Source organism: Acinetobacter sp. YH12152 (assembly GCF_013418285.1).
Classification (GTDB): domain Bacteria; phylum Pseudomonadota; class Gammaproteobacteria; order Pseudomonadales; family Moraxellaceae; genus Acinetobacter; species Acinetobacter amyesii.
In genome coordinates this window covers 1-11,008 of the sequence record NZ_VPCH01000073.1, presented here as the reverse complement: position 1 = coordinate 11,008, position 11,008 = coordinate 1, and the positions used below count along the sequence as shown (strand labels likewise).

The 11,008-nt window shown below is 39.7% G+C and carries 6 protein-coding genes, 4 pseudogenes and 1 other annotated feature; of the genes and pseudogenes, 7 read left to right on the top strand and 3 right to left on the bottom strand.

Translation table 11 applies throughout. The features are described from left to right. Positions 1–232: 232 nt before the first annotated feature. Positions 233–1,261 (bottom strand): annotated as a pseudogene (locus FTU83_RS16000) (transposase). Between the two features lie 447 nt (positions 1,262–1,708). Between FTU83_RS16000 and FTU83_RS15995 the strand changes: the two are divergent. Next, complete coding sequence (locus FTU83_RS15995; protein ID WP_004282130.1) at positions 1,709–2,017, top strand: helix-turn-helix transcriptional regulator; 309 nt, start codon at positions 1,709–1,711, stop codon at positions 2,015–2,017. Continuing rightward, positions 2,014–3,303 (top strand): type II toxin-antitoxin system HipA family toxin, encoded by a 1,290-nt coding sequence (locus FTU83_RS15990; RefSeq protein ID WP_180107275.1) that lies wholly within the window; start codon positions 2,014–2,016, stop codon positions 3,301–3,303. Before FTU83_RS15995 ends, FTU83_RS15990 begins: the two co-directional genes overlap by 4 nt. Before the next feature lie 17 nt (positions 3,304–3,320). Here the strand turns inward: FTU83_RS15990 and FTU83_RS15985 are convergent, their stop codons facing one another. Then, the gene (locus FTU83_RS15985; RefSeq protein ID WP_180107273.1) at positions 3,321–6,668 is read right to left on the bottom strand and encodes a DEAD/DEAH box helicase; all 3,348 of its coding nucleotides are present in this window, start codon (positions 6,666–6,668) and stop codon (positions 3,321–3,323) included. A 641-nt stretch (positions 6,669–7,309) separates the two neighbouring features. Between FTU83_RS15985 and FTU83_RS15980 the strand changes: the two genes are divergently transcribed. The 3 genes and pseudogenes from FTU83_RS15980 (at position 7,310) to FTU83_RS15970 (ending at position 9,155) form a co-directional block, all read left to right on the top strand. Beyond that, positions 7,310–7,573, top strand: coding sequence for a type II toxin-antitoxin system Phd/YefM family antitoxin (locus FTU83_RS15980; RefSeq protein ID WP_016658858.1), 264 nt, complete (start codon positions 7,310–7,312; stop codon positions 7,571–7,573). Beyond that, a complete protein-coding gene (locus FTU83_RS15975; protein ID WP_000203952.1) occupies positions 7,560–7,823 on the top strand; it encodes a Txe/YoeB family addiction module toxin in 264 nt (87 codons plus the stop codon). Before FTU83_RS15980 ends, FTU83_RS15975 begins: the two co-directional genes overlap by 14 nt. A gap of 109 nt (positions 7,824–7,932) precedes the next feature. After that, positions 7,933–9,155 (top strand): annotated as a pseudogene (locus tag FTU83_RS15970) (IS256 family transposase). Between the two features lie 40 nt (positions 9,156–9,195). Here the strand turns inward: FTU83_RS15970 and FTU83_RS15965 are convergent. Continuing rightward, positions 9,196–9,459 carry a hypothetical protein gene (locus FTU83_RS15965; RefSeq protein ID WP_004871190.1) on the bottom strand — a complete coding sequence of 88 codons (264 nt, stop codon included), beginning with the start codon at positions 9,457–9,459 and terminating at the stop codon, positions 9,196–9,198. Between the two features lie 126 nt (positions 9,460–9,585). On the opposite strand from FTU83_RS15965, the pseudogene FTU83_RS15960 reads away from it, so the two are divergent. Both FTU83_RS15960 and FTU83_RS17635 read left to right on the top strand, forming a co-directional pair. Continuing rightward, positions 9,586–10,328 (top strand): annotated as a pseudogene (locus tag FTU83_RS15960) (IS3 family transposase); the annotation flags it as partial. Beyond that, positions 9,861–9,977, top strand: a sequence feature (AL1L pseudoknot). It overlaps the preceding pseudogene by 117 nt. 504 nt (positions 10,329–10,832) lie before the next feature. Beyond that, positions 10,833–11,008: pseudogene (locus tag FTU83_RS17635) on the top strand (group II intron reverse transcriptase/maturase); the annotation flags it as partial.

Sequence of the window (11,008 nt, the reverse complement as noted above, 5' to 3'; positions counted from 1 at the left end):
TGTTCAAATGGCTATTCTACGTTTGATTGGTTTTGGAAAAAAAGAAGAATTTAAGAAAGTGCTAGCAATTTTAAGAAAGAAAAAGCCTGATAGGACAAGGATCCTATGAAATTTGTCGTGTACAGAGCTTACTGTTATAGTTTTTTCATAATTTTGATTAAAAAACAAACAAAAAATAAACCTATATTTCTATATATTTCATAATTTTATATAAAATAGGACTTACGCAGTATTATTTATAGATTCTCTGTGGTAGCAGATGATTTTTATCGAGAATAAAGTCATCAATGAAGTCTTTGATGATTGGTCTAAATAATTTCTTCTGCCAACGATATACATTTTCAAAGATCCGCTCAAACTGGTTCTTTTGTATCTCGACGTAGGCCATTAAGGCTGAAAAAATATGATTCAAAATCAGTTTAGATCGTCTCACTTGAAACTTTTCAATATGACAAACTTGTTTAATCACCCGGTGATATTACTCTATTTTCCAATGACTTGAATGTAATTCATGAAAACCCTCAAAGGACAATAAATCATCTTCATCTTGATACACAATATAAAACCTCTGCTGTTCTTTTAACTGAGTCTTAAATAATTGTACAAAGCCAAAATCTTTGAGCCAGACCACTTGACCCTGATGGAAATCTGGTAATAAACGCAGTTGAAACCATTGTCCTTTTTCTGGGGAAACCTTACGGTTACAGTCGATACCAAACATAAATCGAATACCATATTTTCTTATGGTTTTTAGATTTGCAGTCGATGAATACCAACTATCACCTGTAATAAATTGAATCTTTGCACCCCAACTGAGTACTTCACTTAACATCTCCATAAAGTAATCATTCTTGGTTTTACTTTGAGATTTGTCATAAATTCGGAAATTAATTGGAATATTTTGACCATTTTGATCTGTCGCATACAAGGTAATGAGATTAATACCCTTGACAGATCGGTGGTGTTTGCCTGACCAAAAATAGCTAACTAAGTCCATATGCTGACTATACGGTTTATCTAAAACAGTATCATCAATACTGACTATAAGTTTATTATTATCAATATGTTGAATTGCTTCTTGATATAGGTCGTGAGGTGTGTAGTCTTCACGCTCTAGAAAGCGATTTACACTATCATGCGAGATGTTATAAGTCTCGGCAAGTTGTGTGCAGCTAATAGAGTTCGGTTCTGTCATGAGAAAGCCCATATAAATGGGTAGAGTACAAGTTGCTGTAGAAGCATGTTTAATTCGTCTGATCACAGATACTTTATAAAGTATTTTAATACTTTTTTGAATCCGTCAATGCGTAAGTCCTAAACTATTGATGTTACTATACTTAGCCGTCTAGTTTCCCTCTGGCTTGATATGCTATTTTTATGATCACAGTCAACCATTCCTTTACTTACTGTATGCTAACTGCACGGCGGGTTTGTTATTATTTATTATCAGATTGCGCTAGGCAGTTAAATGCAGGGCTGCCAGGAAATTTTGCCAGAGAGTTGCCAACAGTTCAGATCTGGCTGCCAATTACGTAAGGAGATTAAGGTAAATTGAACCGCGTATTTTAACTGTATTTTCAGAGTGATTTTAGATCACTACGTAGCCAGGGCTTTTACAGATCGAAATGATAAAGTCATAAATTGCTTTTCAAAAAAAAAGAAACTAATATGTTTCTTACAGGACCTAAAAGCAATAAATGTATCTACAATGAATAAGTCTTTACTTCAGCAAATCAAAAAAAGACGAACCCAATTGGGCTTAAAGCAAGTTGATATGCAATCCCGTACAGGCATTTCAAGACAGCAGTACCAAAAACTGGAAAGTCAGGGCAACCCTCGATTAGAGACCTTAGAAATTATAGCGGCAGGATTAAATGCTCAACTGATGCTCATCCCTGATGATAAGGTTCATTTGATCAGACAATTATTGAATGATGAAATTAAAGTCACTATTGAAGATCAGGATGACTTAATGACTAACCCATGGAAAGGTCTTCTCGGAGGAGAGGAACCATGAATACTGTTGCCGTCCTGAAATTAACATTACATCACGGTATCGTTGGATACTTGGCAGGATTTCAGAGCGGAAAAAATATTCTGGTTTTTACAGATTCTTTCCGCTCTGATCAGCAACGCCCGACCTTGAGCCTGCTGACTTCCCCCTTGTATCCTCAAGCGGATAAAATTTTAGAAAAGACCTATGTTACACATCAGCGCTTACACCCCTTGCTATCAAACTTGCTACCAGAAGGTGCATTACGTGAACTGATTGCACAAAGCCTCAAAGTACATATAGACAATGAATTTCAGTTATTGGCAGCTTTAGGTCATGATTTACCTGGAGCACTCATTGCGACTCCATTAGATCCAGAAGAAATTCCAGATGAAATAAAATTCAAACTGCAGATCTCAAATCCAGATCAAATTTTAAAGCAAGAGATTCGAACAGATAATAAGTTTTCCTTGGCCGGCGTCCAAATGAAGTTTTCCATGAAAGCCAAAGATGGGCGTTTTACACTAGCACAGGCAACGGAAACGACTCTACTCGGGGACTGGATTATCAAAACTCCTTCTTCCAGACATGCTTTTGTTCCGCTAAATGAATATTCTATGATGACCCTTGCCAAAACGGTCGGAATAGATGTCCCTAAGATTCGCTTGGTGGATATGGCCCTTTTACAAGACCTTCCACCATTAAATTTACCCCAAGAGCAATATGCTTTCGCAATCAAAAGATTTGATAGACAGAGTACTGCTGATACTACAGAGCTTATTCACATCGAAGATTTTGCTCAGATCTTCGGCGCATATCCACATCAGAAATACAGCACCACAAATTATGAGCAGATCGGTAAGATCATTTATCAATTTTCAGATAACAAAATTATTGATATTCAGCAATTTGCCAGCCGTTTACTCATAAATATTTTACTCGCCAATGGAGATGCACACTTAAAGAACTGGAGTATGATTTATTACGATAAAAGTGCACCAAGATTATCCCCTGCATACGATATATTGATGACAAGTGTATATATTGAAAATGAGCGTCATTTCGCCTTAAATCTTGCCAAAAATAAAGATTGGTATTTAGCTGAGATGAAACACTTTGAACAATGGGCTGAAAAAGTCGGTGTTCCATGGCGTGTTATTGAAAAACAACTTCACGCGATCATGGACAAAGCACGGTCGGTATGGCCAGTGCTATTACTAGACTTACCTATGATTTCTGTTCATAAAGAAAAATTAAGAGAACATTGGAAAAAATTGCATCCAGACTTTCAGATACTTACAGATGATTAGGGTAATCTGAAACCAAACTAAAATTTCTCAAACAAGTTCATCACGTCATTTTCCGTCAGTTTCGCTTCGCCTTCATGATCTGTACTTAGAATAGAGTGTGCCAGTTCTGCTTTATTTTGCTGTAAAGCAAGAATTTTTTCTTCTATGCTTTTATTAGTAATCAGCTTATAGACAAATACCGGCTTGTCCTGTCCAATCCGCCATGCACGATCTGAAGCTTGATCTTCAGCAGCAGGGTTCCACCATGGATCATAGTGAATGACCGTATCTGCGGCAGTTAGATTCAAACCGACCCCTCCTGCTTTCAGACTGATTAAAAATACCGGCACTTGTCCAGACTGAAACGCTGTAATGACTTCATCTCGCTTTTTGGTCTTTCCAGTCAGCTTCACATAGCCAATTTCTGCGTGATGGAACTGTTGTTCAATCAGTTCCAACATTGAGGTAAACTGAGAGAAGATAAGAATTTTTCGCCCCTCTTCCACCATTGGAACGACCATATCCATCAACTGTTCAAGTTTGGCAGAATGCGCCTGCCCAATTTTCACTGAATCCAGCTTTAGTAAGCTAGGATGGCAGCACACCTGACGTAGCTTCAGTAAGGCATCTAAAATTTGAATTTGACTACGTTTAAAGCCTTTTTCTGCCACAATTTTCTGAATGCTTGCCTGCATCGTGGCACGAACAGCCTCATATAACTTGGATTGCTGGTCATTCATATCAATATTGACTTCAATCGTGGTTTTTTCTGGCAACTCTTTGGCTACGTCAGTTTTCAAGCGACGTAAAATGAAGGGCTTAATCCGGTTGACCAACTTTTGTCTTAACTGCTCATCACCGCGCTTTTCAATCGGATGACGGTACTTTTTATTAAAAATTTCTTGTGAATATAAAAATCCTGGCATCAGGAAATAAAATAGTGCCCACAGCTCACCCAAATGATTTTCCATAGGTGTACCGGTTAGACATAGACGATGTCGCGCTGTTAATTGCCGTACTACCTGTGCAGCTTTGGCGCGCGGATTTTTGATATTCTGCGCCTCATCCAAAATGAGTTGATGATATTCATATTGCTTTAGTTGCTCTTCATCTCTCGCCAGAAGCGGATAGGTGGTTAACACAATATCATAGTGCGGAATCTGCTCAAAATACTGATGGCGATCGGGCCCCTGTAGCAGCAATACCTTGAGCTCTGGGGTAAATTTCTCCGCTTCTTTGAACCAGTTATGCATCAGCGATGTGGGTGCAACAATTAAGGCGGGACTATCCTGCAAATATCCAGCCTGCTTTTCCATGAGTAAATGGGCTAAAGTTTGTGCTGTTTTCCCCAAGCCCATATCATCTGCCAGAATCCCGCCATGCTGGGTTTCCCTTAAAAACTGTAACCAGCCTAAGCCCTGCTGCTGGTATAGACGCAACTCCCCCTGAAAACCTTGTGGTGTCGGCAGTTGTTGCTGATAGCCTTGTTTGAATTTATGTACAAATTTCTGCAGGCGATCACTGACCTGCCATGTCATCCCAAGATTATGCTGCAATTCTAATAATTGACTCGCATCATAGCGATCAATACTGCGCTCTTCTTGCTGTAAAATGCTCTGCAGATGCAATAATACCGGCTTAATATCCCTAGCGGATAGCGCCAAATCAGGTTGATCAACTGCAGTTTTCACGGTGAAAATTTGACTGTCATGCAGATGAATAAAAGTCCGCGGATCAAGTAAATCAGGATTTACTCGCACCAAAGCTACGAGCGCATCAAGTAAATTATAAGAATTGCCTGCACTGTCTTGAACCGTCGCCCCGATATTGAACCAGTCCTGCTGGCCTTCAGATTCAGTGATAGAAATATTTAAATTTTCAACATATTGCAGGTTAAAGGGGCTGTTTTCCAGATGCTCTATCTGCCAGCCCATCAACTCAATTTGATTGATGGGCATCAGCTGTTTGATCCAGTCTCCATAGAAAGCAAAAACCATAGAATCGAGACGTTGTTTATCCAGTTTTAATTGCTGGTCATAACTAAGATCTTTCACCCACTTCAGTGATTCGACCAATAGCTGTAAACGCTGGATTGACTGTTGTTCCTGAACTAAGTCCCGAAGCTGTCGCACCATTTTGTCATGCTGCTCACCAATGAAACTGTCACCTGATGTACCTGCTTTAATTCGCCCGCCTGCATAGGAGAATTCAATTTCAGCACAAACAGACTCTTCCCATTTCCAATCAAATTTATCTAAAACACCGAAGCGTAAAATTGGCTGGGGGCTACCCTCAAGGACATCAATATGCTGAATAGACTCGGGCTGAGGCAGATTTTTCACGTCTGAATATTGATGAGTCAGTTTCTCAAACTCTGGCAAGAGCATAGATGGAAGATCAGGCATCTGTAAAAAATGGTACAGAAGATTTGCCGTATATTCACCATATAACTGGCCCACCGTGTTCTGTTGAATATCCACATAACACGGTGGCTGGCTAGCGAGAATTTGGATATGTGGATTTGATTTTAAATCGAGTCGAATATCACCATTGACCAATTCAATATTTAAATGCTCTGTCTGTTTGTTTACACCTTGTTGCCAGATCAGTTCGATGTGATAGTCTTGTTCTGACCATTGAAGTGCAGTATGGCTCTTTTTTTGCCAGTACACATCGCCACTTTGAATAAAAGATTTGAAATGCTCCAATAAAATTCCGGAGATATCAAGATTGCTTTGATAAAAACGTTCGTCACTGTTTATTTTGGCATAATAATAAATCTGGTTAAATAATTGTCGTTTTTGTTCAGGTAAAGTCAGATGCTTTCTGGTGATATTTTCATATTGGGTATAATAACTTTCCCCCGCAATTGAGCCGTTTTTATTGCGTCTGGCCTTCTGAACATCAACTGTCAATTTCTTTAAGCTGACAGACTGATCTAACAGGTAAATTAAATAATTGTTTGTTTTGACAGATTGCTCTGGTTCAGTCTGTTGTAAATACCGTTTAAAATCATTCAACCAGCGCTGTGCCTGATCATCCCCCCGTAGGCGTTTTGCGATTCCCTGCGGGGATTGAGAGTCAGCATAACGCTGCTGAAATTCCTGGCGATATTCCTGAAAGAATAACCGCGCTAAAGCAGCAGCATGTTTACAGTTATATCCAACCGGACAAGTGCAGTCGTCATCGATTAAACGGTCTTTTTGGGGATTATAGGTAATTGCAGTATCGTAATAATCTGTCCCTTCAATTTGGGCATACATCGTAACCCCGTCTTTTTCCTCAAAGAACTCAATCGTTTCCCTATCAATGCGTTTAGCATAGCTAAGACTGCGCTGAAGAGTTGCTGTACTAAAGCGAGATAGAAAATTGATCAATGAGGACATAATTACCAGACACTAAAAATGTTTATACAATTATAACGGACAAAGGTGTCATTTCAGAATAGTAGGGCTTTGTTGCACAAAGATTTATAATTTGAAGCATCCCCCCAACTCACTCAAATTTAAATTATAACTCGCTATCTGGTAGTGAACTTTGGTGTTTTTTCTATTGGCTGGCGTAAATACTTTTAAGCTGCCTGAGGTATCAGCAAAGGCAGAGCCCTGCCCATCGATCCCATTGCTTCAGACTACTGGGGCCAGATATTCCAGATTGAACTGATAGCAAATCCCGGTTCCTCGTGACACCATGCAAAATTAATAGAGCTTAAAGCAAGTTGTTAGACTCTATTAGATTGTAAATATCTAATTAGACTTCTTTAATTTAATAGTATCTTCAGTCGGCTCTGTTGTATAAATATGTAAGCATCTGATTTAAATAAATTTAATTTTGGATCAAAAAATAATCAAAACTTTTAAAATCATATAGTTATGAAATCTTTATGCAACAAAGCCTATTTGATATAAAACTGTTACACAAAATTGACAACATGTACAGAATTCTGTACATTTTAGATTGTAAAGTTCAATCACTATCATCTAGTCAGTAGCGTTTTAACACAGCTTACTTTATGAGGGAGAAATATATGCATGTATTTACATATACAGACGCACGTAACAACTTAAAATCTGTTTTAGATAAAGTTATTGATGATGCAGATGTCGCTTTCATTACAAGAAAAGAAGGCGGTCATGCTGTAGTAATGGGACAAGATCATTACGACAGTTTAATGGAAACGTTGTATCTCCTTTCATCTCCAAATAATACCACTCGTTTAAACGAATCAATTGCTCAATTACGCGCAGGTAAAACCAAACAAAGAGAGTTGATTATAGATGACGAGTCGTAATGTCGAATGGACTGAAAATGCCTGGGATGAATATATCTATTGGCAAACACAGGATAAAAAGATACTCAAACGTATCAATACCTTAATCAGAGAATGTCAAAGAACACCCTTTGAAGGAACTGGAAAACCAGAACCTTTAAAAGCAAATCTTTCAGGATTCTGGAGCCGTAGAATTGATGAGAAGCATAGATTAGTTTATGAAGTGACGGATGAACGAATTTCCATTATTCAATGTCGGTTCCATTACTAATAATATTCCCTATTCTTAGTATGGGAGAGTATTTTATGAGACTGTAAATTAAATTGTGTAATTGCCTGAATTTGCTATGTTCATATTCACAACGGAGTCAGGCAACATGATGAACGAACAAAAACTAAAAGACCTTGCAGCAGAATTTGCTAAAGGAATCAAAACAGAAGAAGATCTCAATCAATTCACCCGATTGTTGACCAAAATCACTGTTGAAACGGCTCTCAATGCCGAACTTACCGAACATCTCGGACATGAAAAAAATGCCCGTAAATCTGGTTCAAATTCTCGCAATGGTTATTCTAGTAAGACTTTACTTAGCGATGATGGGGAGATTGAGATCACCACACCACGTGATCGTGATGGCACTTTCGAGCCTCAGTTGATTAAGAAAAATCAGACCCGTATCACGCAAATGGATAGCCAGATTCTATCCCTTTATGCCAAAGGCATGACAACCCGTGAAATCGTTGCTACCTTTAAGGAAATGTACGATGCTGATGTATCTCCAACGCTCATTTCCAAGGCGAACAGCACTGCTGTGAGGATGCCGTCAAGGAGCAGGTTGCTGAATGGCAAAACCGTCCGTTGGATGCGATCTATCCCATCGTTTATATGGACTGTATTGTAGTTAAAGTCCGTCATAATGGCAGTGTCATCAACAAGGCTGTATTCCTTGCCTTAGGCATTAATCTTGAGGGACAGAAAGAATTGCTCGGTATGTGGATGGCTGAGAATGAAGGTGCCAAGTTCTGGCTGAATGTCCTGACTGAGCTTAAAAACCAAGGGTTGCAGGATATTCTGATCGCCTGTGTGGATGGACTAAAAGGCTTTCCTGATGCTATTAACAGCGTATACCCGCAAACCCATATCCAGCTGTGCATTATCCACATGCTGCGCAACAGCTTGAAATACGTGTCATGGAAAGATTACAAGGCGGTCACTCAGGATTTAAAAGCCGTTTATCAATCACCTACTGAAGAGGCAGCCTTGATGGCCCTGGATCAATTTGCCCAAACATGGGATGACAAGTATCCACAGATCAGCAAAAGCTGGCGTATGCACTGGGAGAATCTGAATACCTTCTGTGCTTATCCAGCCGAGATACGCAAAGCCATCTACACCACCAACGCAATCGAGTCATTAAACAGCGTAATACGCCAAGCGATCAAAAAACGTAAAGTCTTTCCAACGGATGATTCTGTACGTAAAGTGATTTACTTAGCAATTGATGCAGCGTCTAAAAAGTGGAATATGCCTATTCGCGACTGGCGTTTAGCCATGAGCCGCTTTATTATTGAATTCGGTGACCGCTTAAGCAATCACCTTTAAATTTATGAAAAGCAATTACACAAAATTATTTACAGGCTCATTAAGTTACTTTTCTAGTGAAAAAAACTCCCCCAAAAATACCAGATAGTATTGCACTTGGAAAACTCCACCAGAAGGTCGCAAATACAAAAATAAATATACCACAACCAGTTATAATAGAACCAAAAACGATATCTTTATTAAATGGGATATGTATTAAACTTTGATAATACCAAGATGATAAAAAACTAAATAATACAGCTAATGAAAAGTAGAAAACCTTTTCAAAGTTTGTACTATTAATCATATCGACCCATAATTCCATATTATGCTCCTGCTACACGGCAGCCTTTTGCAGCTGAAGGTACAATACTGGTCCAAATCCATGCTGAAATTCCCCCTGAACCGTACCGGGTTTGTCGGAGACCAAGCTTTCTGAGAGAATGTCCCGATGAAAAAAGTAAAATATACCCCTGAAATCAGAGAAAGAGCGGTTCAATTATTGATTGAATCCGAAAAAGATTATCCATCGAATTGGGCTGCGATCACCGCTATTGCTCCCAAGATAGGTTGTACTCCTGAAACACTACGTGTTTGGTATCAAAAATATTTAGATAAACAAAATCCAGTTAAAGTACAGCAGCTTTCAGACCAAGAACGTATCAAACAACTGGAACGCGAAAATAAAGAACTGCAACGCGCCAATGAAATTCTACGTAAAGCAGCCGCTTTTTTCGCCCAGGCGGAGCTCGACCGCCCACACAAATAATGGTGGATTTTATCCATAATAATAAAGAGCTGTACGGAGTCGAGGCGATTTGTAGAATTTTACCGATCGCACCTTCAACCTATTACCGGACTCTAGATCTCTGTGAAAATCCAGAACATCGAGCAAAGCGAGATTTACATGACTTGCATCATGCTGAGGAGATTAAACGAATTTGGAAGGAAAGTTCAGGTCGGTATGGTGTACGTAAAGTCTGGCAAAAACTGAAACGTGAAGGCTATATTATTGCGCGCTGTACTGTTGCTCGATTAATGCAAAAGCTAGGTATACAAGGTGTTTGGCGTGGTAAGAACAAACAAACCACCCGTAGCCGAGATGACCAAAAACGAGCAGATGATTTAGTGAAACGTAATTTTACTGCTGATCATCCTGACCAACTGTGGGTGAGTGACTTTAGTGTGCCGCAGCAAGCGGCGTAAGAGATGAGGGTATGGCCCCTCGCTATCGGCTTGCAGGAGCAGGTAGCAAACCACCATAAGCGGCTTGGATCAAAAGTCCCGGTCGTGAGCGTTATGGAAAAGGCATCGTAGAGATGTCAGGTAAGAATTAGGAAGGCGAACAACAGTGAACTGCCGTTCAAGTGTCGAAAGTACTCAAATGACATCAAAACCGGGGATGGAAGTTACCCCGCGATTAGTTTGGCCGTTACCTGCTTACGGGCCATTCGGTGTCCGGCGTAGAGGCAGCGCGATCCTAATTCAGGCTCTTACGTTGAACTGCGGGAACCTTCGGTGGCGATGTCAAGCGAAAGGCACAAGCTCAAAAGGCAAGGCTGATAATAGCAATGCGTCACCAAGGGGCGGAGCAACTCGTAGTAGTGTTGAAGTTACTGTAATGGTAATGGAGCGAAGGGGTTGCATTATCCAGGTCTACGGATTTGTCAACTGTGCAAGCAGGAGGAGCAAAACTTTATGACCAAACCATTTAATATTCCTAAAGCGTTAATCTGGGAGGCATTTAAAAAAAGTCAAAGAGAATGGTGGCGCTCCAGGCGTTGATCATGAATCTATTGAGCAATTCGAAAAGCATTTAAAGAACAACCTATACAAACTATGGAATCGACTTTGTTCTGGCAGTTATTTTCCAC

What these genes read in the sequence shown, in the direction of transcription:
- FTU83_RS15975 (WP_000203952.1), top strand. Translation starts at nt 7,560, where the DNA reads ATGACGAGTCGTAATGTCGAATGGACTGAAAATGCCTGGGATGAATAT.
- FTU83_RS15965 (WP_004871190.1), bottom strand. Translation starts at nt 9,459, where the DNA reads ATGGAATTATGGGTCGATATGATTAATAGTACAAACTTTGAAAAGGTT.
- FTU83_RS15980 (WP_016658858.1), top strand. Translation starts at nt 7,310, where the DNA reads ATGCATGTATTTACATATACAGACGCACGTAACAACTTAAAATCTGTT.
- FTU83_RS15990 (WP_180107275.1), top strand. Translation starts at nt 2,014, where the DNA reads ATGAATACTGTTGCCGTCCTGAAATTAACATTACATCACGGTATCGTT.
- FTU83_RS15995 (WP_004282130.1), top strand. Translation starts at nt 1,709, where the DNA reads ATGAATAAGTCTTTACTTCAGCAAATCAAAAAAAGACGAACCCAATTG.
- FTU83_RS15985 (WP_180107273.1), bottom strand. Translation starts at nt 6,668, where the DNA reads ATGTCCTCATTGATCAATTTTCTATCTCGCTTTAGTACAGCAACTCTT.